18 protein-coding genes and 1 tRNA gene are annotated in these 25,904 nt (G+C 54.8%); 9 read left to right on the top strand and 10 right to left on the bottom strand.

What is annotated here, in order from left to right:
* Both FH603_RS13860 and FH603_RS13855 read left to right on the top strand, forming a co-directional pair.
* Positions 1-1,359, top strand: a complete 1,359-nt coding sequence (locus FH603_RS13860; RefSeq protein ID WP_186738124.1) for a sensor histidine kinase — start codon at positions 1-3, stop codon at positions 1,357-1,359.
* A 109-nt stretch (positions 1,360-1,468) separates the two neighbouring features.
* Entirely contained in the window at positions 1,469-2,308 is an 840-nt protein-coding gene (locus FH603_RS13855) for a DUF2911 domain-containing protein (RefSeq protein WP_186738123.1), read from the top strand.
* 252 nt (positions 2,309-2,560) lie between these two features.
* Here the strand turns inward: FH603_RS13855 and FH603_RS13850 are convergent, their stop codons facing one another.
* On the bottom strand, positions 2,561-3,310 hold the full coding sequence (locus FH603_RS13850) for a Nif3-like dinuclear metal center hexameric protein (RefSeq protein ID WP_186738122.1): 750 nt from the start codon (positions 3,308-3,310) through the stop codon (positions 2,561-2,563).
* Positions 3,311-3,346: 36 nt separating this feature from the next.
* On the opposite strand from FH603_RS13850, the gene FH603_RS13845 reads away from it, so the two are divergent.
* The 4 genes from FH603_RS13845 (at position 3,347) to FH603_RS13830 (ending at position 7,139) form a co-directional block, all read left to right on the top strand.
* The gene (locus FH603_RS13845; RefSeq protein WP_186738121.1) at positions 3,347-3,892 is read left to right on the top strand and encodes a dihydrofolate reductase family protein; all 546 of its coding nucleotides are present in this window, start codon (positions 3,347-3,349) and stop codon (positions 3,890-3,892) included.
* A 267-nt stretch (positions 3,893-4,159) separates the two neighbouring features.
* Complete coding sequence (locus FH603_RS13840; protein ID WP_186738120.1) at positions 4,160-5,545, top strand: MATE family efflux transporter; 1,386 nt, start codon at positions 4,160-4,162, stop codon at positions 5,543-5,545.
* A 165-nt stretch (positions 5,546-5,710) separates the two neighbouring features.
* Positions 5,711-7,000, top strand: a complete 1,290-nt coding sequence (gene hflX / locus FH603_RS13835) for a GTPase HflX (protein WP_186738119.1) — start codon at positions 5,711-5,713, stop codon at positions 6,998-7,000.
* A 67-nt stretch (positions 7,001-7,067) separates the two neighbouring features.
* Positions 7,068-7,139 (top strand) — tRNA-Arg (locus FH603_RS13830).
* Between the two features lie 197 nt (positions 7,140-7,336).
* Here FH603_RS13830 and FH603_RS13825 read toward each other — a convergent pair.
* Positions 7,337-8,335 carry a phytanoyl-CoA dioxygenase family protein gene (locus FH603_RS13825; protein ID WP_186738118.1) on the bottom strand — a complete coding sequence of 333 codons (999 nt, stop codon included), beginning with the start codon at positions 8,333-8,335 and terminating at the stop codon, positions 7,337-7,339.
* Positions 8,336-8,642: 307 nt separating this feature from the next.
* Here FH603_RS13825 and FH603_RS13820 point away from each other — a divergent pair, with 307 nt between their 5' ends.
* Positions 8,643-9,188: a DUF4468 domain-containing protein gene (locus FH603_RS13820; protein ID WP_186738117.1), complete on the top strand. Its 546-nt coding sequence runs from the start codon at positions 8,643-8,645 to the stop codon at positions 9,186-9,188.
* An 11-nt stretch (positions 9,189-9,199) separates the two neighbouring features.
* Here FH603_RS13820 and FH603_RS13815 read toward each other — a convergent pair whose 3' ends face one another.
* The 3 genes from FH603_RS13815 to FH603_RS13805 form a co-directional block, all read right to left on the bottom strand.
* Positions 9,200-9,862 carry an endonuclease III domain-containing protein gene (locus FH603_RS13815; RefSeq protein ID WP_186738116.1) on the bottom strand — a complete coding sequence of 221 codons (663 nt, stop codon included), beginning with the start codon at positions 9,860-9,862 and terminating at the stop codon, positions 9,200-9,202.
* A gap of 99 nt (positions 9,863-9,961) precedes the next feature.
* Entirely contained in the window at positions 9,962-11,230 is a 1,269-nt protein-coding gene (locus tag FH603_RS13810; protein ID WP_186738115.1) for an OmpA family protein, read from the bottom strand.
* A 111-nt stretch (positions 11,231-11,341) separates the two neighbouring features.
* On the bottom strand, positions 11,342-12,244 hold the full coding sequence (locus tag FH603_RS13805) for a Type 1 glutamine amidotransferase-like domain-containing protein (protein WP_186738114.1): 903 nt from the start codon (positions 12,242-12,244) through the stop codon (positions 11,342-11,344).
* 347 nt (positions 12,245-12,591) lie between these two features.
* Between FH603_RS13805 and FH603_RS13800 the strand changes: the two genes are divergently transcribed.
* The gene (locus FH603_RS13800) at positions 12,592-15,666 is read left to right on the top strand and encodes a SusC/RagA family TonB-linked outer membrane protein (RefSeq protein ID WP_186738113.1); all 3,075 of its coding nucleotides are present in this window, start codon (positions 12,592-12,594) and stop codon (positions 15,664-15,666) included.
* A 24-nt stretch (positions 15,667-15,690) separates the two neighbouring features.
* Positions 15,691-17,073, top strand: a complete 1,383-nt coding sequence (locus FH603_RS13795; protein WP_186738112.1) for a RagB/SusD family nutrient uptake outer membrane protein — start codon at positions 15,691-15,693, stop codon at positions 17,071-17,073.
* Between the two features lie 124 nt (positions 17,074-17,197).
* Here the strand turns inward: FH603_RS13795 and FH603_RS13790 are convergent, their stop codons facing one another.
* The 5 genes from FH603_RS13790 to FH603_RS13770 all read right to left on the bottom strand — a co-directional run bounded on the left by FH603_RS13790 (position 17,198) and on the right by FH603_RS13770 (position 25,642).
* Positions 17,198-19,558, bottom strand: coding sequence for a M43 family zinc metalloprotease (locus FH603_RS13790; protein ID WP_186738111.1), 2,361 nt, complete (start codon positions 19,556-19,558; stop codon positions 17,198-17,200).
* Between the two features lie 3 nt (positions 19,559-19,561).
* Positions 19,562-20,059, bottom strand: a complete 498-nt coding sequence (locus FH603_RS13785; protein WP_244968006.1) for a hypothetical protein — start codon at positions 20,057-20,059, stop codon at positions 19,562-19,564.
* Positions 20,056-20,907: a hypothetical protein gene (locus FH603_RS13780; RefSeq protein ID WP_186738110.1), complete on the bottom strand. Its 852-nt coding sequence runs from the start codon at positions 20,905-20,907 to the stop codon at positions 20,056-20,058. Before FH603_RS13780 ends, FH603_RS13785 begins: the two co-directional genes overlap by 4 nt.
* A gap of 273 nt (positions 20,908-21,180) precedes the next feature.
* Positions 21,181-22,566 (bottom strand): RagB/SusD family nutrient uptake outer membrane protein, encoded by a 1,386-nt coding sequence (locus tag FH603_RS13775; protein ID WP_186738109.1) that lies wholly within the window; start codon positions 22,564-22,566, stop codon positions 21,181-21,183.
* 37 nt (positions 22,567-22,603) lie between these two features.
* On the bottom strand, positions 22,604-25,642 hold the full coding sequence (locus tag FH603_RS13770; protein ID WP_186738108.1) for a SusC/RagA family TonB-linked outer membrane protein: 3,039 nt from the start codon (positions 25,640-25,642) through the stop codon (positions 22,604-22,606).
* Between the last annotated feature and the right edge of the window lie 262 nt (positions 25,643-25,904).

The raw sequence follows: 25,904 nt of genomic DNA, 5'->3' as shown, positions 1-25,904 counted from the left end.
ATGAATCGCTTTGCGGTTGGCCTTAGCTGGCGTATCGCCACCATCGTTATCCTTACGGGCGCGGTGGTGGCGCTGTATGCCAGCCAGTCAAATAAGCTATGGCTTGTCGTTGCCTTAATCGTCACAGGCGTCTTATCCCTCAATCTATACCAGTACGTTACAGGTCTCAATCGCAAACTGACCCGTTTTCTGGAGTCGGTGCGTTATTCGGATTTTACCGTTGCCTTCCGGGCCGACAATAATTTTGGTCCCTCGTTTCGCGGCCTCAACGATCAGTTCAACGAAGTACTAGATGCCTTCCGGCAGGCGCGGGCGGAGAAAGAAGCCAACCTCCACTACGTCAACACCATTGTTCAGCACGTTAGCGTTGGGTTGCTCACCTTCGATGCCAGCGGTCAGGTCGAACTGGTTAACCAAACGGCGCTGCGGCTGCTGGGCATCTACCGGCTCCGCACCCTTACCGACCTCAACGCAACCCACCCGGACCTGGCCGGACTCCTCCAGTCGGCTACCAACGCATCGGCCCCGGTGGCTTACCAGACCGGCACCGATGGTGAGTTATCGGTGCGGTGTACGGCGGTGCGGCTCCGCGGACGGTTGGTTACGGTGGCCTCGCTGCAGAATATCCGCACCGAGTTGCAGCAACGCGAACTCGATGCGTGGCAGAACCTAACAAAGGTGCTTCGCCATGAGATTATGAACTCCATCACACCCATCGTATCGCTGGCAGGTACCATGCGCGACATTGTTGAGATGGACCTGGTGCCGGCACTGGGGCCCGACGCGTCGACAATGGCTCCTTCGTTTTCTGTAGCCGCATCCCTCACCGATCTGCGCGATGCGCTGACGACCATTGAGCAGCGGGGCGCGGGTGTCATGCAGTTTGTGGATGCCTACCGGCACTTCACCACCATTCCACAGCCCATTTTTGCCGATGTACCGGTCGAGAATCTATTGCGGAACGTAGTCCAGCTGTTCCAGCCTGAGGTACAGAAAAACCGGGTCACCATCACAACCACATCGCCTAACCTGGCTATCCGGGCCGACACGGCTCAGATTGAAATGGTGTTGCTGAACCTGGTCAAAAACGCGGTGGAGAGTCTGGAGAAAACGGCCAGTCCATCCATTCAGATCGAAGCGGAAGCAGATGGGCCCTACGTAATCATTCGGGTGTCGGATAACGGCCCGGGCATAGAGCCGGAAGCGCTGGAGCAGATTTTCATTCCGTTTTATACGACCAAGAAGACCGGTTCAGGTATTGGGTTGAGCTTGTCGCGCCAGATCATGCAGCTCCACGGGGGCCAGCTTACGGCCGAGTCCAAACCCGGCCAGGGCAGCACCTTCAAACTGGTCTTTTAGTGCATTTGGCGCAGGTTATGGTGTCTTGACTGCGCGCTCCCAAAGCTGAAAGTTGGTCCGTAGCCGCCCGATGCGTAAACTTGCGCCTATCATTCACTTGTTTCCCCTCATGAAATCACCGTTACTTACACTTGCCCTGGTCGCCGGCTTTGCGGTTACCAGCTTCGCCCAGATCGACTTACCGGCTGCCAGTCCAGCCGCTACCGTTTCCCAGCAGGTAGGCCTGGGTACCGTTACCATCGAGTATGCCCGCCCCTCGCTCAAAGGCCGTACCATGTTCGGCGATCGCGTTCCCTATGGCAAAGTATGGCGCACGGGCGCTAACAAGATTACCAACCTGGTTCTGTCGGAAGCAATGCTCGTCGATGGCAAAAAAGTCCCCGCCGGTCGCTACGGTCTGTACGCCTTGCCAACCGCAGCTGATTTTACCTTCATTTTAAACAAAGACGCCAACAACTGGGGCGCTTACACCTATAAAGAGGCCAACGACCTGATGCGCATTACGGTGAAACCCGAAAAAGCAACGACACTCACCGAAGCCCTGACATTTGAATTTACCGACTTTACGCCGACCTCGGCAAGTCTGACCATGCGCTGGGAGAGTCTCCGGGTCAAACTGCCGATTACCAACGACCCCGACGAAAAAATCATGGCCCAGATTGCGGAACAGACAGCGAAAGCAGACGCGAAACCAGGCGTATTTTCGGCCGCAGCCAACTATTATTACGACACCAACCGCGATATGAAACAGGCGCTGGTGTGGGCCAACAAAGTGGTAGAGTCCGAAAAAATGTACTGGACATATTACCTGCGGGCTAAAATCGCAGCCAAAACGGGCGATTGTAAACTGGCCAAATCCGATGCGCTACAGTCGCTGGAACTGGCGAAGAAAGCAGGCGACGACGCGTATGTCCTTAACAACCAGAAGTTGCTGGCCGAGTGTAAGTAGTCACGCAGAATTAGATTGACTTATTTTTGATGAGCAGTTTGTCATGGCTCCGGCCACCCGGTCCGAGGAACGAGGAATCTTCGGATAAGTCTGGTTTTACTGACCATCTCCGAAGATTCCTCGTTCCTCGGACCGGGTGGCCGGAGCCATGACAAACAAAGTGCCGTTTAAGTCTGCTCGATTGCTTAACTCGTTTCGTGGTGAACTTGCACACACGCAGGTTCACCACGCTTATTGGTACAAGGATCAGCGTTAAGGCCCCGCGACAATAACTTCCAGATCCGGCCACTGCTCACGCAGCAGATCAGCTAACGCCTGTAGCCCCCAGGCCTCGGTTCGGCGATGTCCCAGGGCGACGACCGCTATCCCGCGTTCTGTCACGGCTTCCTGCGCCGACGGACGGTATTGACCTGTCAGATACAAGCCCGCACCCGCGTTGGCGGCTTCCCGAACAAGCCGGTCGTTCATTGCCCCAACTACGGCGACCCGCCCAACAACTGTCTGTCGTCCGGGATCGACTTGATCGTAGCCCCCAAAAAGTGATTCCAGCTGGCCAATCCAACCCGATACAGGCTTGGGTGGTGCGTCGAATAGCATACCAATAGGCCGTTGGGGCAAGGGAGCGCCGGTTTCGGAGGTGTCCTGCTTATAACCCAGCGGTTCGAGCGGGCCGGTCACCTGCAACCGTTCGGCCAGCCGGGGGTTATATCCCATTGTCAGGTACTCGTCGAACGGCAGGTGATGGTATATAATGCCGGTATCAGGCGGTAACGCGTTCAGGTCGAGTTTCCAGGGACGGTGTAGCCATAGAGCGTCGGGCCGGTTCGCAGCAATCCAGCCTGCCAGGCCGGAAAACGGCTCCAGCGCCAGACCAAGCCTCCGGACGGGACGTTTTGAAGGATAGTACACACCACCCTGTTCACGCTCGGGATAGCGATCGACGCTAAATTTTTCGCCAAGAAAAGCAGTGATTGCGCTGAGTAAAACCGCCTGGTCGTTCATCTTTTTACAACCGCCGGATACTGCTTTGGTTTAGTCATGCGCAAACTCAGTCTCTACATCGCTATCTCTCTCGATGGGTTCATTGCCCGTTCTGATGGCCGCGTCGACTGGCTCGACAACGTCCCAAACCCAAACCAGCTCGATTACGGATACGACGCTTTTCTGGCCTCGATCGATACGACGCTCATGGGAAACAACACGTACAAGACGATTTTGAGCTTCGGAGGCGAATTTCCGTATGCCGATAAGATCAACTACGTCTTCAGTCGGTCGGAACAGGCCAATACCACTTTCGTCAGGTATATTACCAGTGATCCGGTTGCGTTCGTTCAGTCGCTAAAGAGCAGCAACGGAGGAACTATCTGGCTGGTGGGCGGTGGCCAGCTGAATACACACCTGCTCAATGCCCGCCTGATCGATGAATTGATCATTACGGTAGCACCCATCGTTCTGGGTACGGGTATTCCCCTGTTTGGCAGCCATGCTGTAGAAACCCAGTGGGCAGCCGTACGCACCGAATCCTTCGAAACCGGCCTCGTGCAGTCAACCTACAGCCTCGTCAGCCAGGACACGCTTGCCTGACAATAAGCCCGTAACTATTTATTTCCCAGCGATTAACCTGACCGTTTAATCGAACAAGTTTGGTGTATTCCATTATATTTCAATAGGTTTGTGTTCTCAAAGAGCTACAGGCCCATGATTTTCCTCGGATAAGACCCTACGCAGGTCTTCGTTTTCCTCCTCCTCAGTACCTCGCTGCTCCGCTTTGCGGATAGCTATTTTCATCCATTTCTCATTATCCATAGGTTACTGCTAGCCAGTTAGGCTGTGGGTCTATCTGTTGTCTCAATGACCAAATTTATTCGGTTGTTTTTGGCTGCCCTGCGCGGTTCGGAAACCAATTTTACGTCCGGCAGTATCAACCGGGCCATCTTTTTACTGTCGGTTCCCATGATTCTCGAAATGGTCATGGAATCCCTGTTTGCCGTTGTCGATATCTTTTTTGTCGCCCGAATTGGTTCCGAAGCGGTTGCAACGGTGGGCCTGACGGAATCGGTGCTCACGCTGGTTTACTCCGTAGCCATTGGCCTCAGTACAGCCGCAGCCGCCATGGTATCCCGGCGGATAGGCGAAAGCAACCCACGCGAAGCGGGTAGAACAGTGGGCCAGGCGATCCTTGTAGCAGTGGTGGTAGCGCTGGTACTGGGCCTGCCGGGTGTGATATTCGCGGAGTCTATATTACGATTGATGGGCGGCAGTCCACAGCTCGTCGCCAACGGAACAGGGTTCACCCGCATGATCTTCGCCAGTGCGCCAGCTATCATCCTGTTGCATGTCCTGAGCGGCTGTCTGCGTGGTTCGGGCGACGCGTCGGTCGCCATGCGGTCGCTCTGGCTGGCTAACGGCGTCAACATCGTGCTCTGTCCGGTATTCATCTTCGGCCTGGGTCCCTTTCCCGAACTGGGGGTTATGGGTTCGGCCGTGGCGACAACAATGGGTCGGACGGTGGGGGTTTTATACCAGCTTTATGCCCTCACGCGCCGGAGTGGGGCGTTGCAGGTACTGCGAGCCGACCTCACGCCCGAACCCGGCGTCATTCGTAACCTGCTGACGGTGGCAGTAGGCGGAACGGGGCAATACCTGATTGGATCGGCCAGCTGGGTATTCCTGACGCGGCTCGTGTCGACCTTCGGCAGTGAGGTGGTAGCAGGTTATACCATTGCTATCCGGATTCTGATTTTCACGATCCTGCCCTCCTGGGGTATGGCCAACGCAGCCGCCACACTGGTAGGGCAAAATCTGGGTGCGGGCCAACCCGACCGGGCCGAAACCTCAGTCTGGCGGGCAGCGCTATGCAATATGATCTTCCTGTTGTTGATTGGGGTGCTGTTCTATGTAGGGGCTCACCGTGTTGTCTGGCTGTTCGACCATACACCCCGCGTAGTCGAGATAGCGGTACAGTGCATTCGGATATTCTGCGTTGGCTATGTAGCGTTCGCTTATGGTATGGTTGTCAGTCAGGCGTTTAACGGAGCAGGCGACACCCGAACGCCAACGCTGATCAACATCGTCTGTTTCTGGATGATCGAGATTCCGCTGGCCTACACCCTGGCTGATACGCTGGATTGGGGCCCATCGGGCGTGTTCTGGGCCGTAGCCACCAGCGAAACGTTACTGGCCGTTATGGCCGTATGGGTATTCCGTCGCGGGCACTGGAAAACAGTACAGGTCTGACCGGAAGGGCGTCGATTCAGGCTGGTCGACTGCCGAAACTTTTACCAAAATCAGCCCGTTCTATTACTGTAACCAGGCTTCGGCCTGTGTTTGGCAACATTGAATCCGGGTGTAAGCCCACAACTCAGCCAAACGATAACCCGATAACCACTCAGAAAAAGATTCATGAACGACACACATAAAGAACCCGAAACCGCCGTTCTGGTCGCGATGATCTCGCAAAGGCAAACCGCCGAACAGACCAAGGAATACCTCGATGAACTGGCATTTCTGGCCGAAACATCGGGCGTCATTACCAAACATTCGTTTACCCAGAAGCTCGAACGCCCCGACATCCGCACGTATGTAGGAAAAGGCAAGCTGGAAGAGATTCAGACCTATATCCGTGCCAATCCGGTCGATATGGTCATCTTCGACGATGACCTCAGCCCGTCGCAGGTTCGAAACCTGGAAGATGAACTGGTCGACATCAAGGTGCTCGACCGGAGTCTGCTTATCCTGAACATCTTCTCGATGCGGGCGCAAACGGCCCAGTCGCGGGTGCAGGTCGAGCTGGCCCAATACCAGTACATGTATCCCCGTCTGACGCGCATGTGGAGTCACTTGACCAGCCAGAAGGGTGGTGTGGGTATGCGTGGACCGGGGGAGAAAGAGCTTGAAACCGACCGCCGGATCGTAAAAGACCGCATCGCGTTTCTGAAGGATAAACTGGAAAAGATCGACCGGCAGAGCCAGACGCGCCGGAAGGAGCGCGACCGGCTCGTTCGGGTAGCGCTGGTTGGATACACCAACGTTGGGAAGTCGACGCTGATGCGAACGATGGCCAAGACCGATGTTTTTGCCGAGAACAAGCTCTTCGCTACCGTCGACTCGACGGTTCGGAAAGTGACGCTGGGCAACATCCCGTTCTTGCTAACCGATACCGTTGGATTCATCCGGAAACTGCCGACGATGCTGATCGAAGCCTTTAAATCGACACTCGACGAAGTGCGGGAGGCCGACATTCTGGTTCACGTGGTAGACGTATCGCACCCGTTGTTTGAAGAGCAGATCGAAGTCGTGAACGCGACATTGGCCGATATCAAAGCCGCCGACAAGCCGATGGTGCTGGTGTTTAATAAAATGGACCAGTTTTCGCCCCGGAACGAATGGCTGGAAAAAGCTGAGCCCAACGATGAGTTTGACGAGATAGGGGCTGATGGCATCATTCAGGAGGAAATAGCGGTTCCGGTAGCGGTTCAGAAAAAGACAGCGCTGGAATACCTCAAGAAAACCTACCTCGCCCAGAAGGCCGACCATGTCGTGTTTATTTCGGCCCAGACGGGTGAGAATATCGTGGAACTGCGGGAGTTGCTGTATTCACTCGTGAAAGAAAAGCACTACTACATCTACCCGAACTGGGTGAACGTACCCCTCTCCGAATCGGCCGAATTCGGCGACGGTTTGGCAGGTTGACGGATTTTCGGCAAATTTGCATGAATACGAAAGTTGAAGAGACGCAACCCCTTGCGTCTCTTCTTTTGGTCCCGTAGTTCAACGGATAGAATAGACGTTTCCTAAACGTTAGATATGGGTTCGATTCCCGTCGGGACCACAACAAATGAAGAAAAACCCGTTGACTGTCAGCTAGTTAACGGGCATTATTTTGTTAGGGCACGGTTTCACTTAGAAACGCCCTCTTTATGGACTCCGAAAACTCTTCATCCCTAATTGTGCTATGGCATGATAAAATCTGCATTACTGCTTATTACCAGATCGGCAGTATACGGGTGAGGGTTATCGTTTCTGTCTTCAGGGTGCGTAATTGATGTATTGCACAAAACGGGGCTCATTGGCGCTGTTAGGACTACTACCGTGCGGCAGCGCATGATGCCAGATGATAAAATCACCCGCAGCGCCCGGAATGGGGATAGCCCCCAAAGCCTCCAGGTCTTGCGTGTGGGGGTCGGTTTTTGGGGGAAGTTGAGTCAGCCAGTCCACGACCCGGTGCTGAAAGGCTGGCACCAGCGAAAACGCTCCTTGGTGGGCCTGCGTATCGGAGAGGTACAGCAGGCCTTGCAGCCCGTAGGGAATTGGTCTGTCTAACCGAACATCCCAGTGCAGCCGGGGACCGGGAAAAGGCCATTTTGTTGTCTGCGGTGGGCTGAAGCCTACCCGGTCGGTGGTGACCCATAAATCTGTCCGGTTCCATAACTGCTCGTAAGCGGCCCGGATACGGGGAGATTCCCGGTTACTGGTCAGGAGCGTATGTTGAAACAACTGGACCATGATCCCCTGCTTGCCCGGATGAGGGGCGTACCAGGTGTGTGGCTGATACCGTTCCATCTGCAAAAAGTTACAGATCAACTCAATCGTTTGATCGCAGTCCTGCCGGGAGATGGCTTCTTTAACGATCACATAGCCATACGTATCCCAGTGTGCGAGATCGTCGGCCGAAAGAACCGGCGAAGCGTCCTCTTTCCGGGGCTTCGTCAATGACGTGCCCAGAATCTGAGCGTTGAAAGCAGCAACCTTGTCGGCGTTGGGCAGCCCGCCAGTGACGGTTTGAATCCACTCCTCAAACGCCTGAAAGCCTGGCGTGTGCTGGTAGAGGTACTGAATCGTTGGTTCAAGTCCCAGCCCTAACGCATTCAACAGGGCCGTATCCAGACTTCCTTCGTCTTCCAACGAATCGCCCGGTAGCTGCCCCAGCCGGCTGGCCATTGCTTTGGCCCAGTATCGTTTCAGGTGCAGGATGCCCAACTGGCCACAGGCCGTCGATGCCGCCAATTCAGTGACCGATGGGGTCATAGTCGAACGAGTTTAGTGATGACTCCTAAAGTAGATTTTCCCGACGAGTCTACTAGTATCATCAGTCCCGAAACTGACGCGTTTTGCCAAATCACCCTGATCAGCATCAGGACGAGTATACCATTAACTTTGCAGGCTCAGCGTGCCGCCAAACCCAATCACCGGCTACGGCGTTGCTACTGGGAGACGGTTACTCGCAAAGAAAAAATAGTAGATAGCCACCGATTCAAGCTATCGGCTACGTTTAAACACAGTGCCATTAATTCGAATTAACTAATCGGTGGTTCAGCAGGGGCCACCAGTCATCATGAAAGCAGTACTCTTATTTTTCGCTTTAATTGCCGTGCCGGCCGTAGCCCAGATAAAACTCCCGGCGAATGAGACCGGTCAGGTTCAGTATCAGGAGATTGTACGGATCGGTGATGGCAAAGGGCCAGCCAGGCAGGTGTTCAACCAGCTGCGGCTATGGACCGAGGAGCATTACCCTAAAAATGAAGCTGAACTTCAGTTCGATGAGCAGCATGGTATTGTCTTTGTCCGGTCGCTGTTCCCCTCCGATGATCAGACGGTCCGGTATACACTCACGGTCGAAGCGCGTATTGGCCGCTACCGGGCCACCATAACCGATCTGGTCGCCGAACAAAAAGGGGGACTTGCCCAGCCGGTTCGCCCCGTCAGTTCTACGGTCGAAGAGATTGAGCGGGCTGCGAATGGGACCACCAAGAATAAGGTGCTGGTTCAGCAGATAGCGGCCAATCAGGCGGAGCTATACCGCCAGATCGATCAATTGTGCCGCGCTACGTTAGCCAGCCTGAAGCAGTCGATGACAGCAGCAACACCAGCGAAACCCTGAAAAGAACATCGTTAGCGGTGCCGCTCTACCCCTACCTGTTCGCAGTACGCCAGCACCGGACAGGTTGAACAGCGGGGTAGCGTACCCGTACAGATGTGTTTTCCAAACGGCATCAGCAGCCGGTTTATGTCGCGCCACTGGTCGCGCGGCACCTGCCCTTCCAGCACCTTCAGCGTCTGCTCGGGTTGCTTTGTCTGCACGTAGCCCCATCGGTTCACCACCCGGTGCACATGAACATCGACACTGATAGCGGCCAGCCCTGTTGCCACGCCAAGAGCCAGATTGGCACACTTTGGTCCAACCCCTTTCAGCGAGGTAAGGGTGGCGAAATCGGCGGGTAGTTCACCCCCGAACTCGTTCACGATCCGATCGGCAATACCCTGCATGGTGTAGGCTTTTTGATCGGGATAGGTGGTGCCGTAAAGCAGGTCTGTCAGCGTGGGAATATCGAGTGCCAGGAGTTGTTCAGGCGTTCGGGCGACATCGAACAGACACAGCGAAACGGGTATGGTCGTTTCATCGAGCGTACGGATCGAGACGATGCAGGAGATCAGTTGTTCGAACAGACTGCTGTAGCCGCGCTCTGCCAGTTCGAACATGGCGGCTTTCGGATACGGGCGAATAGCCTCGTCAATACGGGAGAGGACGACGTTAAGATCGAAGTTGGGTTTCATAAAGGGGTAAACACGGCGAAAACCGAGTTGTCACGGCGCAGACTAAAAAAAAGCTGAAGCCGCCGTTGCCAACCCGGTTCCCGTTATACACTCCCCGTCCTATACGTTCACGACAACCATTTCTACCCGTCGGTTTTCGGGACGCTCCTTCAGGCTTTTGTTGGTGTTGATGGGCCGTGAAGGGCCGTAGCCGATGGTTTCGATCCGGTTTGCATTGATGCCTTTCGACACCAGATACCGCTTTACTTCATCGACCCGGTTCCGCGATAGTTCGACGTTCGCATCGAAATCACCGACGGTATCGGTATGGCCTTCGAGCTTGATGGTCAGCGTTGGGTTTTCCTGCATCACGCCCACCAGCCGGTCCAGTTCGGGGAATGACTCCGGTTTGAGATCGTATTTGGAAACATTGAAATACACGGCGCGCAGGGTGATTTTAGACCCAGCCGCTATCGGCACCAGATCGAAATCACGCGTTACGGCAGTCCGGTTGGTAGCCAGCGTATCGCTCTGACTGAAATACCCTTTTGCCGAAGCGGTTACGGCATAAACACCCCGCGTCTCGATCGGAATTTTGTAATTCCCGCCGGGCAACGTGCTCCGAACCGAATCTGCCGGACTATCGCCAGCAGCTTCGGCACCCGAAATAAGCCGGTAGGTAAGGGTAGCCGCTACAGGACGCCTGGTCTTCGCATCACGTGTCAGGCCGTTGATCGCTACCGCAACGGGGGCAACACCAACGTCCGGTTTGGCAGGCGTTTCGTCCAGGCCGGGTGTATTGCGGGGTTGGTAGCGGGGCTGCGGGTTCGGTTTGGACTGAACGGGCGGCAATGGCCTGGGCCTCGGGGTTCGCTGGGCGTACGTATCCTTGGGCTTACGCTCCGGATTGGTAATGTGAACGCCCCAGAAATTGAAACAGATAATTCTGTCTCCCCTTTCAACATAGTCTTTGCATTCGAACAAGTCGAAAACGGTATAGCCGGGCGTGATACGCTCGAAATAAGCGACAAAATCCACTTCCTCGCCAGGATCAACCCGCCGACGCATTTCAGCTGGAATATTCTCTGCCCGAACCAGTTTGAACGACCGCTCCCCCTGATTGACATACAGACGGGAACTCGGCTGAAAACCAATATTATTGGTGCCGCCCAGATTAGGCCCTAAGCGCTGGCCGAGACGACTACCCGACCCGCGAAATTTCATGTATATGATCGTGTACTGCTCCGTCAGTTCGACCCGCTGAATAGTAACATCCTCATCGTTGACATCCTCCACACGGGGGCGCTCGGTAGTATATTGTACCCGCTGCGCCCAGAGACAGGGTGACCAGAGCAGGAACACAAGACAGGTAAGTAAGTGGCGTTTCATGGTCGTTGTTTACAAGAGGGTGCACCCCCTTTAACGATTAGACCAGCCCTGTAGTTTAGGGTTTAATCCACTGGCGGTCGCTGTGCTTACAATAGGCCGACTGGCGGTCGGTCAGTGGGCGGGCGCTGTTTTAAACACGCCATTTTCCACCGACCAATATTCGGTCTTCAGGCTGTCGACTCCACGAAACGTTTCCACGTTGAAGCCGGCAGCACCCGTTGCCGACCCCGGCACCACCGTTATATGGACAGCCTGCCCGGTACCGTGCCAGGTCAATGGCTGGCCTGTTTGCAAGCGCTCAGGTTTAGCAGAAGCAGGCGTCAGGAAATAGGCGTTACCCTGGCCAAACACAAGGGCGGTGCCATCGGGTGATACACAGACGGCCGTTTTCTCATCAACGCCAATACCCCTCGCCCCTACGTTCCAGTCGGCACGGGCGCGGGCCAGAAAGACCAGATGCCGGCCCTGCCGGTTACGGGCCGTGTAATGCTGATCGGTCAGGATATTGGCCAGCAACGGGTGCATCAGAAAATCACGGCTGCCAATAGTAACCCGCTTGTCGAAGGGATCGGCCAGGGCTTCCTCAGACGTAACCGACCCTTCTTTGGCCGAGAAATACAGTTGTCCCAGAATGGCACAGCCCGCGCTGGTACCACCCAGAACAACGCCATCGCGGATGCGGTCATTGACGGCGTCGATAAGGGGCGTTTTCTGATAGAAGTTGATATAATTAGCCTGATCGCCCCCGGCAAAGAAGATCGCTTCGGCCTGACGTACTTTCCGTACAATATCGGGATGACTGGCCAGTTCGCGGGTATTGACCAATAGTGTTTCGACAGAATTGACGCGCTCGCCCAACTGACTGTACAGATAAGCGTTGTAGCCATCGCTGCCCGATGCCCGGATAATGACCACATCGCCCCCGTTGGCCCGGCGCAGTAACCAGCGCATGGCCCCGGCAACATCGGTACTTCCGCCTGCCAGTACAACTCCACCGATGGGCTGAGTTTTCACATCGGCGGTATCCCCTGCTATCCAGGACGTGTACGTCCTGTTTGCTGGACCTGGAGCTAATGACTGAGCCATTATATCAGTGAGGACCACTAGACAGCCTATCCAGACAAGCAAACTTCTTAACTCGAATCGCTTCATTGGGCAATATAAGGCTGGAAGGAAGTATTATCGAAACTGGGTTTCTACTCATAGCCCTAAAAATCCCGTTTATTTATAAAATTTTGCATAATCAAGTATTTATATAGTATTCTTCTGATATATGGAAAAACAACCATCAGCTTAACCGTTTTTTAATCAACAAGCAACTAGTACTTTTGTAGTCTTTATCAATAAACCAATAAAGCGCTATGAGTAAACACATACGAATTATTCTTCCATTGCTCTTTCTACTTGCGCAGATGAGCTATGCACAAACGCAGGCAATTACTGGTCGCGTCACGTCCTCGGATGATAACGCCGGACTACCGGGTGTTTCGGTGAGCGTGAAAGGTCGCACCCTTGGTACACAAACAGATGCCACCGGTAACTTCACCCTCAACGTGGGTAGCGATGCTACGCTTGTGTTCAGTTTCATTGGTTTTTCGTCTGTTGAAGAACGGGTTGGCAACCGCTCGGTCATCAACGTGAAGCTACAGGCTGACGTCCGCAATTTGAACGAGGTGGTGGTAACGGGATATGGCCAGCAGATCAAACGGGAACTGACCGGCAACATCGCCAAGATTCGCTCGTCCGACATTCAGGACCAGCCCGTAACCACCTTCGACCAGGCTCTTCAGGGCAAGGCCGCCGGGGTTCAGGTGAATTCGGGGAGTGGTAAACTGGGGCAGGGCATTCAGGTACGCGTTCGGGGCCAGTCGTCGGTATCGGCGTCGAACCAACCGCTGTATGTAGTGGACGGCACACCGGTTACGACGGATGACCTCTCGATCAACGACGCCACCACCAACCCACTGTCCGACATCAACCCACAGGACATCGAATCGATCGAAATCCTGAAAGATGCTTCGGCGGGCGCTATCTACGGGTCGCGGGCGGCCAATGGTGTGGTACTGATCACGACAAAAAAAGGGCGTTCGGGACGCACCAACGTAACCTTCGGCATTCAGGCCGGTTCGAGCACACCCACGCGTAAGCTGGAGTTTCTGAACACCAACCAGTACGTCGATTTTTACCGGCAGGCGGCTGCTAACTCCGACCGGATCGATGGACTGGCTACCAACGACCCCGACTCGTACACTACCTACATGGAAAATTTCTTCCAGACGCAGGGGCTTGGCACGTTCGGCACACCACAGCAGGCCAATACGAACTGGGGCGATCTGGGTTATCAGGCGGCTCCGTTCCAGCAGTACGACATGAACATCAACGGGGGTAACGACAAAACGACGTTCTACCTGTCGGGCCAGCTTCTCGACCAGAAAGGCATTCTGATCGGCAATGCGCTGACCCGCTATTCTGGCCGGATCAACCTCGACCATAAAATCTCCGATCGTTTCCGGGTAGGCTTCAATACGGGCCTGAGCCGCACGCTGAACAAGCGTCTGTCGGGCGACCGTCAGTTCGATAACCCGGTTCAGATGGTAGCCCTGCCGCCAATGACGCCATCGACAGACCCCACCACGGGCTTGCCGGTAGGAACACCCCCTGGCGATATCAGCATTCCGAGTTACTACAACCCGATCATCAACCTTCAGAACTCCATCTTCAACACCACCGTTTACCGCAATATCAGTAACGTATATGGTCAACTGGGTATCGTGAAAGGGCTGACCTTCCGGACTGAGTTTGGTCTGGACGTGCTGAACCAGCAGGAAGAGCGGTATTATAACAGCAAAACGCAGCGTAACACCGGCTATCCGGGCGGTCTGGGCCAGTTCCGGACGGTGCGGGTTGAAAATTACACGACGAACAACTTCTTCAACTACAATACCACCGTTGGTCGCCATGGCCTCGATGGCGTGCTGGGTATGTCGTACCAGCAGGCCGAGCAGCGCAGCAGTCTGGCAGAAGGGCAGGATTTCCCGTCGGATGCCTACCGGATGATTATCAGCGCAGCCCGCAAGACCAACGCCACCTCGACCCAATCCAACTACAGTTTCCTGTCCTACTTTGTACGGGCTAACTACAAGTTTACCGATCGTTATTTACTGGGTCTGAGCGCGCGTGTCGACGGCTCGTCACGATTCGGGCAGGACAGCCGGTATGGTTTCTTCCCGGCCGTTTCGGCGGGTTGGGTACTGACCGAAGAAAGTTTCCTGAAGAACACGCGGGGTATCAGCTTCCTGAAACTTCGCGCCAGCTATGGCCGGACAGGAAACGCCGAGATCGACAACTTCCCCCAACTGGGTCTCTTTACGGGCGATGCCAGTTATGCCGGCTTACCGGGCCAGCGTCCTACACAACTAGCCAATCCCAGCCTGAAATGGGAAACCACCGACCAGGCCGATATCGGGCTTGACTTCGGATTCCTCAATAACCGGCTGAACGGCGAGATCGACTATTACAACAAGCAAACGACGGGTCTGTTGCTCAATGTGAACGTACCCGGTTCAACTGGCTTTGCGACGCAGTTCCGGAACGTTGGTTCGCTGGAGAACAAAGGCTTCGAGTTCGTGCTGAATACCGAAAACACAACCGGTGCCTTCCGCTGGACAACCAGTCTCAACGCAGCTACCAACCGGAACCGGATCAAGAATTTGCAGGGGCAGATCATCGAAGGCGGCCTGAACGCCATGAGCCGGGCCGTTGAAGGCCAGCCGCTGGGCGTATTCTTCACCCCCGAGTATGCGGGCGTAGACGCGGCCAACGGTGACGCGCTCTGGTACAAAAACGCGACCAACACCGATGGCAGCATCGACCGCGCTACTACCAACGTATACAACGAAGCCCAGCGTGTCGTTGTGGGAAGCCCGCTACCCAAGTGGACAGGTGGTGTCACGAACACCTTCAGCTACAAAGGCTTCAGCCTGAGCGTATTCTTCACCGGCGTGTTTGGCAATGACATCAATTTCTACGGCGTAGGTCGCTTCTCATCGGCCAATGGTCGTTTCGAGGATAACCAGACAGTCAATCAGCTGGCTGCCTGGACCGCTCAGAACACGAATACCGATGTGCCGGAAGCGCGTTTATTTTTCAACAACGGAGCGCAGCCATCGAGCCGCTTCATTCTGGACGGCTCGTTTGTCCGCCTGCGGAACGCCACACTGGCTTATAACCTGCCCAAGACACTGATCAACCGCGTTAAGCTGAACACCGTGCGGGTGTTTGTGACCGGGTTGAACCTGCTCACCTTCACGAAGTATGCGGGCTGGGACCCCGAAGTCAACGCCGACGATGTTGTAACGAACATTGCACAGGGCTACGATTTCTATACGGCCCCTCAGGCTCGTACCATCACCGGCGGTATCAATATTGGTTTTTAAGCAATCGACAAACGGATTTCACTTATGAATGTATATATCAAAAACGGATTGCTGATTGGGTTAAACCTTATGCTGGTGACGGCCTGCAACGACCGGCTAACCGTGCAACCCACACAAAGCATTGATGTTACCCAGGCGCTGAGCAACGAACAGGACGTTCGTATTACACTCACCGGTGCTTATGATGGTCTTAGCGATGGCAACCTATACGGCGGAGGTTTCCAGTATATCGGTGAACTGCTGGGCGACAATCGTGATGTCGTATTCGGGGGTACGTTTACCGCCCTGGACGAGTTGTGGCGTAAAACGATCACAACCACCAACACCGACGTTCGGGATACGTGGCTCGACAGCTACAACGTCATCAACCGAACAAACAATGTACTGGCCAATCTGGAAAAGGTGAGTGAGGACAACCGTACCAGTTACGAAGGCCAGGCCCGCTTTATCCGGGGCGCGATGTACTTCGAGCTGATAAAACTTTTTGGCAAGAGCTATAACGATGGTACGCCCGCAAGCAACCCTGGTGTGCCGCTGGTGTTGACCCCAACCGGTGCCGTTGGCGACGTGGACAACCGCGTTCGGAACAGCGTGGCCGAAGTATATGCACAGGTAATCGACGACCTGACAAAAGCCGAACAGCTCCTTGCGACGAGCCCGACCGGCACCTTCGCCACGGCCCTTGTGGGTAACTCCGGCGTAGCTACAAAGGGTGCAGCGCAGGCGATGCTGGCCCGTGTTTACCTGCAGCAGCAGAACTTTGCCGCAGCCCGCGACGCAGCTAACCGCGTAATCACAAGCGGAACGTACACCCTGGCCAGCGACGTTGCCGGTGCTTTCTCCGATGTTTCACCCGAATCTATTTTTAAGATCGTTGTAACAGATCAGGATGGTATTACGGGTACGAATGCCCTCAATACGTACTTTGCATCGACCCGCAACTCAGGCCGGGGCGATATCCGGGTTCAGACCAAGTTCCGGCAGTTATTCGGTGCCGGCGACGTACGCGGGCAGTTCTTTACGACTGTCAACAACAACGTCTTTACGAGTAAATTCAATGACCTGTTTGGCGATGTGGTGGTAATCCGGCTGGCTGAAATGTACCTCGTTCGCGCCGAAGCCAACTTGCGGTTAAACACCAGTGTCGGCGCAACGCCACTGGCTGATATAAACGCCATCCGGACCCGCGCCGGAGCTACCCAGTTCACCGCCGTTACCGTAGCCGACGTACTGCTCGAACGGCGGCTGGAACTCGCTTTTGAAGGTCAGCAAATCGCCGATCTGAAGCGTACCGGTACCGCTGTTGGCACAACGCCCTACAACGCCAACAACCTGGTGCTGCCGATTCCGCAGCGCGAAATCGATACCAATAAGCAGCTCGCGCAAAACCCCGGCTACATAAATTAAGGCCCCACAGACCACCGGCCCGTAGGGCCTTAACAGCGCAGCGTTGGTAGCCGGTAACCGGTAAATATAAAAAAGGGCGAATCACGGTTGTGATTCGCCTTTTTTGTGCTGCTAAAGCTGCTGCTTATTGCTTCAGCAGCTTTCGCCTGAACGTGACCCCGTCGACCTGCACATCCAGAATATACAGGCCTGTCGGTGCCGTTCGCAGATCGAGCGATTGCTGGAACACATCGGCTGTCTTCTGGTATTTCTGCCGGATCAGTTCGGCCCCGGTCATACTACGAACCGATACCGTGAGTACGCCCCGCTGCGGACTGTTGAGCGATACCATCAGCGGGCCGTCGCTGGGGTTGGGTGTTACGGTCAGCGCTGGCTCAACCGGTTCGGCGATGGCGGTAACGGTGCCCGCCCGCACGTTCACGGTAACCACCGCCGACGTGCTGCACAAGTCTGTTCCGGTACCCGAAACCGTATACGATGTCGTTTGTGTGGGCTGCGCTACTACCTGCGGGCCAAGTGTTGAACTTAGTCCCGAACCAGACCAGGAGAATACGCTGGCTCCACGGGCATTGAGCGTAACAGTCTCGCCAGGGTTGATAAACAGCGCCGACGTGGCGACCTGCACGGATGATTTCATCCCGATTCGAGCCGTAATGTTATGTGCTACGTTCAACCCCAGACTATCGGCATAACGCAGCCAGTTGCCCTGGCGGTTTTGCCGCCACGAGGTAGCGAAGGTCGATTGGCCATTCTGGGTCGTCACTACGGCAATGCTGTCGCCCGTTGCATACGGGAATATAACGCCAATATGGAACGGCAAACCACTCAGGGGCACATTACGCTCGAAGGTGACGGTGGTAGGGCGGTTATTGGCGACATCGTCCAGGATCACCCGCAACGGCACGTCTTTTTGCTCCAGTATGGCACCAGGTCCATTCTGGAAACCCCGGCCATTCCAGACAGTCACGGTCACGACCGACTCGGTGGCGGCTCCACGGGCGGCTTTAGCCACGCCGAAACGCAGGGCGGTACCCGCCAGGTTACTATAGCCAAGTTCATTCTGGAAGAATTCCGATACGGCCTGACTGCGTTTGCTGTTCTGTCCGGCTACATAGCCGGTACCACCGGGCTCACGCAACACGGTCGGGGTACCGTTGAAATTAGTCAGCTCGGCACAAAGTCCCACATTGAGCACCTCGATATAGGCGGTACGAATAATTGGATCTGATGGCCCGATGGTGTTGAACACCTGTAGCGTTACTTTGAACTTACCCGGCGTATTATACACAACGGTTGGGTTTTGCTCGGTGGAGGTAGACGGGGTACCGCCCTCAAACGTCCACTCCCAGCGGGTGGGGAAATTAGCCGACAGATCGGTAAACCGCACCTGACCGCCCAACAGTACACGCTGGGTTTCGGCCCGGAAATTGGCGGATGGCCTGCTAACGACCTGCGTACCGCACACATTAGCTGTAAGCAGGCTGGCCCGACGCGGGCTAATGTCCATAACGGCCCGCATACGGGCTTTCTGATCGAGCGTAAATATGTTGAAACAACCGTCGTCCGAGTAGTCCATGTAGTTCTGCACCATGTTGGCGTTTCCACAGCTCACCCGCCCCACCTGACAGCCCCGGCTTTCAGAGGCCTGTGGGGGAGTGTCACTGCAAAAATCATCGCCACAGTTGGTGTCGCCCCAGATATGGCGCAGCCCCAGCCAGTGGCCGGTTTCATGGGTAAGTGTCCGGCCCAGGTTATACGGGGCCTGCATGGTTGGAAAAGTGCCCTTCTCAGCATTACCAAATGAGCTGTAGTTGATCACAACACCATCGGTACTAGCGGGGCTGTCGGTTGGAATACCCGGCAGATTGGAGCGACCCGGGAATTGGGCATACCCCAGCAGCCGGTCAGCGCTGTTGAACTCCAGCACCCATATATTGAAATATTTATTGGGGTCCCAGTAGGTAGTGGGTTTGAGCACTCCCTCGATCGCGTCGCGGTCCCAGTTGGCGCGGCTACCGTTGATCCGGTCGATACCCGGCTCAGCCATTGCCCGGCCCTGACGGTCGACAACAGCCTGGCAGAATTCGATTTCGATATCGGCACCCACCGGATTTGTATTGAACCCGCGCGTACTGGGTTTCCGGCGAAAATCTTCGTTCAGCGTTTCGATCTGGGCTCTTACCTGAGCCGCACTCAGGTTACGACCTGCGCCTACTGCTTCGCCATTGTGCACGATATGGACAATGACGGGGATAGTGATAACCGTGGCCGCCAGACGACCCGACTGCATCTTCTTCTTGATGTCGAGCACTTTTAGCTGAAGTTCCCGCTCAAAGTCGTTCAAGCTACCCAACTCCGGATTTCTGGCGCGGAGCAGGCTGTCCATCTCCATCGTGGCACACTGCTGGGGAGTCCGAACGGTCTGGGCCAGCACACCGGCCTGTAGCCCAATGAGCAGGCATACGCTGAGTATAGTTTTGATCATGGCCTATTTCGTAGCAACTGCGTTTAACGTAAAGCGGTAACTGGCGTCGATATCTGCAAAATAGTACTCGATCGTTAGTACCGAAGCGGTCAGATTCTTTATTGTCCAAGGGAATTTGCCATTCAAAACAGGCAGGTAAAACTCCAGTGATGCGTTGGCATTAACAAGCGTCCAGGTATCCGTAAGATATATATCGGGGTCAGCAGCATTACATTTGCTGGCTCCCTCACTGGCCTCAAACTTGCGTTCGTCATCGGCATAAAATGTACATAAATCATCGTAAATGCAGGGATCTACTCCACTCTGGGCAATAGGTATCGCCCCACTCCCCTGCCCCTCATCAAAAACCTGGAGTGATACAATCCGCCAGGTTTTTTTCTCGGTCCCGGTAAGCAACTGGCTATAGGTGATCGGTTTGGGTTCGATTTTTTCGGTACACCGGCTGAAAAGCCCACCGAACAGGACAGGGATCAGCAGGAAGCGTAGAAGTGTTCGCATCATTGCGGTATATAAGTCTGCGTGAAAATAAGCGTCGTATCACGGGTAGCGCTCAGCACAATTTTTGCCTGAAGGTTCAGCGTAATCCGGCGGTCGCGGGGGTTCCAGGCGCCGTTTCCCCGTAAGGTATCGGTCGAGCCAAGTTCTGAACTCGCCTGCGGTGGAATGGTCAGCGTATTATCGCCATTGTCGATAAACTGGAGCGTTGGTTTAACGGCATTGAAGTTGAATAATGGGCTATTGATATTCCAGTTGCTCAGGGTATATTGTTTGCAGTCAGTACTCGTAATCTCTATGTTGGGAACAGACGCCGTTTGCGTGCCAAACCGCTGCGTACCGGTATATAATCCGCCAAACAGGCAGTCATCCTGAATGGTCAGCGTAAACTTCCGACCAACTGCATTGTCTTTCCCGAACCCAACCTGTAACGAACTGGGCTCAACGCTGGTGAGCGTAAAGGTGAGTGACTGCGATTCCAGGATATTATTCGCGTTATTGATCAGCTTCAGCGGAATCTCGCCAAAACTTTTATTGGCCGGAATGATAACCGTGCCTTTAGTGTCGGGCAAGGTGTAGTCCCTTCCTTCGCGCGCCGACCCGGTTACGGTATAGTTGACCCGAATGGGCTGACTCAGCACCGGTCCCGCGTTATGCACCCGAATGACAACCGGCTGGGTACGGCTCTCTTTAAAGGTAAGTGTCGAGTCGCTGAAACGCACGAAGTAAGGCCCTTCGAAGGTGCGGTCCAGATCCTGTTCTTCGCAGCTGACGGCGGCCCAGCCCAACGCCACAGCGATGAGCAGCCCCACCCATCCCGTTTGTGGTCGTTTATTAGGTAGTATTTTATTCATGGTAAGTAGGTCATCTAAAATACATTAGAGTATTTTTTTGTCATGCTGACGAAGGAAGCATCTTCGGGTGAGGTGATTTATCCAGCTACCGAAGATGCTTCCTTCGTCAGCATGACAAAAACGCTTTTTCACAATAACCTAAGCTATTTATACTTGAGTACTTATGTCTCTCTGTTTCATGTCGTGGCGGTAAGCAATGTCATCATTGATCACAACATGCGCACGGATCAATTACTTCCAACTCATTAACGTACTGCTGCATTCGATCTCGCTTTAGTACCCCGGATTCTGCTGTGCTCTTAGGGTAGGATTTTGCTGAACTTCCCGCTGCGGGATGGGCCACAGTTCATAGCGGCTATTCCAGTTGGGCGAGAACGACGACATGACAGCCTGGGCCCGACCCGTACGCACCAGGTCATACCAGCGATGTCCTTCGAATGCCAGTTCGTAGACCCGCTCGCGCTCCACTGCCAGCAGTACATCGGCCTGAACCGTCGTCGTGATGGCCGGGGCTTTGGCCCGGTTACGCAGTATGTTCAAGTCGGCAACGGCACCCGTAGCGCCCGTTTGACGACCCAACTGAGCCCGCGCTTCGGCCCGGATCAAATACATCTCGGCGAGCCGGATCAGGACGATGTTGTTATTGTCTTCCGAAGCCGTGCCATACTTGGCTACCGTCCAGCCGTTATCGCTGCCGCCCAGATCCTGGGTATCGAAATCGATAGTTGACTGACGCAGCCCGGCCTCGGTAGATACCAGCGACAGCACCAGCTGGTTCGACGGAATGACCTCCCGCCGGCCAGCCAGAATATTGTTCAATCCAAAGGCATTTTGATCCGTTCCTGGATCGTCGGAGAGGTTGTAGCCCACTTCCAGAATGGCCTCTCCTGTAAAATCCCTTGTTACCAGATCAATATAATTAGGCTCCAGGGTATACACTCCCGAATTGATCACTGCCGAGGCCATTTCTTCGGCCTTTGCCCAGTTTTTCTGGTACAGGTAGAAGCGAGCCATAGCCGCCCGGCAAGTTGTTTTGTTCAGGTAGGTGGCGTTGGTAGTAATGTTGGTTGAGCCAGCGGCTATGGCTGGCAAGTCTGTCAAAGCCGCTTCATAATCGGCCAGTACCGACGCCAGTATAGTAGCCCGGGGCGTCCGGCCAATAACCCGGTTGGCGGCCTGTTCTGTGGAGGTTACCTGCGGAATGTCGCCGTAGGTGTAGGTCCCGATAAAGTTGGCAAAGCCGCGTAGAAACCGGGCTTCGGCCAGTACCTGCTTGCGGGTCGCTTCGGGCACACCCGCGACCTTCGGCAGCGTTTCGAGCATGAAATTAGCGACATACACCGTACGATACAGATTGCTCCACAAGGCTTCGACTGCCCCGTTGGCCGCCGTAATCTGCTTGGTACCCAATTCACGATAATCGTTGAATGTGCCGTTGAACTGGATATAGTCGGCGGTAAAATCACCGGCAATAATGATCGGCGCGGCTGCTCCGCGCAGGGAGCTGTACATACCGAGCCGAACGGGCTGAACGTCGTTGGGTTCATTGAGAACCAGCTCATCGACCAGCAGGTCGACGGGTTTAGGTTCCAGCACCTCATTACAGGCGCTGAGGCCCAACAAGACGAAGAAAAGACTATAGCGAATAAGACGGATCATAGCAGGGTGTTCGTCAATCGACAGAATGAATGATGGGTTAGAAATTTACCGACAACCCCACAATGACCGTTTTGACCTGGGGGAAGGTAAAGAAGTCGATACCCTGGGCGGTTGTTGAGCCATCGAGCGTGCTGACCTCCGGGTCGGGGCCGGAATACTGGGTCAGGGTCCATAAGTTGGTTCCCGACGCGTAAACCCGCAGGTTCGACAGTTTATACCGCGTTATCCATTGCTTGGGCAGGTTATAACCCAGCGACACGTTTTTCAACCGGACATACGAACCGTCTTCCACATACCGACTGCTCAGGAAGTTATTATACGTACTCTTGGACACATACTTGGGTACGCTGGTGATATCGCCCTCTTTCCGCCAGCGCTGGAGCGCCTTCCGCGACTGGTTATTTTCCAGATCAGCCCCTGAGTTCAGCAGCGTCTGGTTGGTGAGATTCATGATGCTGTTGCCATACGAAAACTGAAAGAAACCGCTCAGCTCGAAACCTTTCCAGGTAACCCGGTTGGTGAAACCGCCAAACAGTTTGGGTTGGGCGTTGCCGATCACCTGCCCATCATCGGGCGTGATGCGGCCATCGCCGTTCTTGTCATCGTAGATAGCGTTGCCCGTGGCCGGATCGACACCCAGGAATTTCAATCCCCAGAAGGTACCCAGCGGCTGGCCGGGCAGGATCACGTTCGTATTGCTGACGCCGTTGGCCGTATAGCCCCTGAAAATAGGCTCGCTGCTAACCAGTTCAACCACTTTATTGTCATTCCGCGACAGGTTGAGGTCGGTACTCCAGCGAACGCCCCCCCGGTCGATGTTGACGGTCGAAATGGTAAGTTCGATGCCCTTGTTGGATACCTTCCCAATGTTCCCCTGCACGGTACTGAAGCCGGTCGTCTGCGGAATTGGCTGGGCAAACAGAAGTTTATCGGTCAGGTTGCTGTAGGCGTCGACGGTCACGTTGAGCCGCCCGCTGAATAAGGAAGCATCCAGTCCTACGTTGGCTTCACGCGTACGCTCCCACTGCAACTGGGGGTTTGTCAGGGCGCGCGGCCCTACGCCCGTCGAACCGCTGTAGGTAGTGGATGCCCAGGTACCCAGAAACTGGAAGTCGCCGATGCGTTCATTACCCGTAAACCCAAAACTGGTTCGCAGCTTCAGGTCGCTCAGGAACCGGAAGCGTTGCATGAACGGCTCCGACGAGATGCGCCAGGCCAGCGACGCCGACGGGAATATCCCAAACTGCTTGTCCTGCCCAAAGCGTGACGAGCCATCGTAGCGGGCCGTGATCGTAGCCAGGTACTTTTCGTCATAGTCGTAGCGAACCTCGCCAAAAGTAGAGATCAGGCCACTGTTGACGCGGTAGGAATCCCCCTGATCGACAATGCCGGCCGATCTGATATACGTAAAATCATCACTCGGAAATAGCCGCCCCTGTAGGTTTCCGCTGCGTTGCTGCCGCTGCAACGCTTCGAAACCAGCCATGGTATTGAATTTGTGCTTGCTGGCCAGCCGGAAATTATAGGTCAGGGTGCTGGTATTGATCAGCGTCGAGAACGTTGAATTGCTGAAGTCGCCATACCCCTGCCCGCCCACACTGGTCAGGAAACCGCCGATGGCCGTCGTCGAGGGTTCGAAGTTATCTTCGGTAACGTTGTTGTAGTCGATGCTTATCTTCGAGCGCAGCCGCAGGTTCGGAATGAACTCATATTCTGCATATAGCCCGCCCAGGAGTTTAGCCGTGTACGTTTCAAAACGGGGCAGCACCGCCTGACCAACCGGGTTGAAGTTGGGGAAGCCCGCGTAGTTGTCATCGTTTGGCCCATAAAGTCGGCCAAATTCGTCGTAGGGCGAGTAATACGGCAGGCTCTTTACGGCACCGGAGTAGACTCCATCCAGAAAATTATCGCCTTTGACCCGCTTATTTTTGGCCCGCGACAATGTTATGTTGGTCCCGAACGACAGTTGTGAGGTGGCCTTGTGGTCAAATTTGAACTGGCCGGTGTAGCGACCAAACTCGTTGTTGAGTTGAACGCCTTCCTCATTGCGGTAACTGCCGCTCAGGTAAAACTGCGTCTTATCATTACCTCCCTGGCTCGAAAGCTGGTATTGCTGGTAGATGGCGCGCCGGGTGGTGGCTTTGACCCAGTCGGTATCGACACCATCGGTCACCCCGCGCACCAGACCCTGCTTGTCGGGGTCCTGGCCGGCATTGGTAACGGCTTCGCGCTGTAGTTCGAGCAGCTCCGACGCGTTGAGCAGGTCGGGACGCCGAACCATGTCGATCATACCCCGCTGCACATCGGCGCTGAAGGTTGTTTTCTGACCGGACCGGCCTTTTTTTGTCGTGATCAACACCACCCCGTTGGCCGCCCGCGACCCGTAGATAGCTTTGGCTGAGGCATCTTTCAGCACATCGATGCTCTCGATATCGTTTGGATTGAACAGAGCGAAGGCGTTATCCTGCTGGCCACCAAACTCCCGGTTCGTCAGTTGTCCGTCTTCTACCGGTACGCCATCGACTACAAACAGCGGGCGGTTGGAAGCCGAAATGGAGGTGCTGCCCCGTACCCGAACGTTGATACCACCGCCCGGTGTGCCCGACGACTGCGTCACCTGCACCCCGGCGGCCTGGCCCTGAAGCGCCTGGTCGAAGCTGGTAATGGGGATGTTTTTGAATTTCTCGGGCGAAACCGACGTAATTGAGCCGGTAATGTCCTTTCGCTGGGTGGTATTGTAGCCTGTCACAACTACCTGGCTCAGTTCGTTGATGGCTTCAACCATCTGAACGTTAATGACCGTTCGGTTACCAACGGCTACCTCCTGCGTTACGATCCCGATGGAGGTAAGCAACAGCGTAACCGATCCGTTCGGAATTGTGAGGCTGTAGTTCCCGTTGGCATCGGTGCTAACACCGTTGGTGGTGCCCTTGACCAGCACGTTTACACCGGGCAGCGCCTGACCGTCGCTCACCGACGTGATGCGTCCCGAAATGCGAAGTCCCTGCGCCAGGAGCCCGCCTGAGAGCAGGATAAAGAAGACTCCGAAAATGACCGTATTGTAGTGGTTCCTCATATAGTGGGTAAAAGGCGTTGCTTGTTCCTGAAATCAGGCGAATCCGGTTGCAGGTCAGGTCGTTGAGAAGTTTGTATGGTGCAACCGGCTTGGTCAATCCTCAGACAATCGTACTACTAACGATGACAAGTCGGTTATTCTGTTTTTCAGCAGAACAATATTCAAAAAATTATGCAATAAGCAGGTATATGTAGTCAAAAAGTTTGCGATCAGGTCCTACGGCAACGGCAGAGCCGAAGGAAGAGAATCACAAAAAAGTCCC

Source organism: Spirosoma utsteinense, from assembly GCF_014282275.1.
Taxonomy (GTDB): Bacteria; Bacteroidota; Bacteroidia; order Cytophagales; family Spirosomataceae; genus Spirosoma; species Spirosoma utsteinense.
This window is presented reverse-complemented; position numbering and strand designations above follow the sequence as displayed.

What these genes read in the sequence shown, in the direction of transcription:
- FH603_RS13860 (WP_186738124.1), top strand. Translation starts at nt 1, where the DNA reads ATGAATCGCTTTGCGGTTGGCCTTAGCTGGCGTATCGCCACCATCGTT.
- FH603_RS13855 (WP_186738123.1), top strand. Translation starts at nt 1,469, where the DNA reads ATGAAATCACCGTTACTTACACTTGCCCTGGTCGCCGGCTTTGCGGTT.
- FH603_RS13850 (WP_186738122.1), bottom strand. Translation starts at nt 3,310, where the DNA reads ATGAACGACCAGGCGGTTTTACTCAGCGCAATCACTGCTTTTCTTGGC.
- FH603_RS13845 (WP_186738121.1), top strand. Translation starts at nt 3,347, where the DNA reads ATGCGCAAACTCAGTCTCTACATCGCTATCTCTCTCGATGGGTTCATT.
- FH603_RS13840 (WP_186738120.1), top strand. Translation starts at nt 4,160, where the DNA reads ATGACCAAATTTATTCGGTTGTTTTTGGCTGCCCTGCGCGGTTCGGAA.
- hflX (WP_186738119.1), top strand. Translation starts at nt 5,711, where the DNA reads ATGAACGACACACATAAAGAACCCGAAACCGCCGTTCTGGTCGCGATG.
- FH603_RS13825 (WP_186738118.1), bottom strand. Translation starts at nt 8,335, where the DNA reads ATGACCCCATCGGTCACTGAATTGGCGGCATCGACGGCCTGTGGCCAG.
- FH603_RS13820 (WP_186738117.1), top strand. Translation starts at nt 8,643, where the DNA reads ATGAAAGCAGTACTCTTATTTTTCGCTTTAATTGCCGTGCCGGCCGTA.
- FH603_RS13815 (WP_186738116.1), bottom strand. Translation starts at nt 9,862, where the DNA reads ATGAAACCCAACTTCGATCTTAACGTCGTCCTCTCCCGTATTGACGAG.
- FH603_RS13810 (WP_186738115.1), bottom strand. Translation starts at nt 11,230, where the DNA reads ATGAAACGCCACTTACTTACCTGTCTTGTGTTCCTGCTCTGGTCACCC.
- FH603_RS13800 (WP_186738113.1), top strand. Translation starts at nt 12,592, where the DNA reads ATGAGTAAACACATACGAATTATTCTTCCATTGCTCTTTCTACTTGCG.
- FH603_RS13795 (WP_186738112.1), top strand. Translation starts at nt 15,691, where the DNA reads ATGAATGTATATATCAAAAACGGATTGCTGATTGGGTTAAACCTTATG.
- FH603_RS13790 (WP_186738111.1), bottom strand. Translation starts at nt 19,558, where the DNA reads ATGATCAAAACTATACTCAGCGTATGCCTGCTCATTGGGCTACAGGCC.
- FH603_RS13785 (WP_244968006.1), bottom strand. Translation starts at nt 20,059, where the DNA reads ATGATGCGAACACTTCTACGCTTCCTGCTGATCCCTGTCCTGTTCGGT.
- FH603_RS13780 (WP_186738110.1), bottom strand. Translation starts at nt 20,907, where the DNA reads ATGAATAAAATACTACCTAATAAACGACCACAAACGGGATGGGTGGGG.
- FH603_RS13775 (WP_186738109.1), bottom strand. Translation starts at nt 22,566, where the DNA reads ATGATCCGTCTTATTCGCTATAGTCTTTTCTTCGTCTTGTTGGGCCTC.
- FH603_RS13770 (WP_186738108.1), bottom strand. Translation starts at nt 25,642, where the DNA reads ATGAGGAACCACTACAATACGGTCATTTTCGGAGTCTTCTTTATCCTG.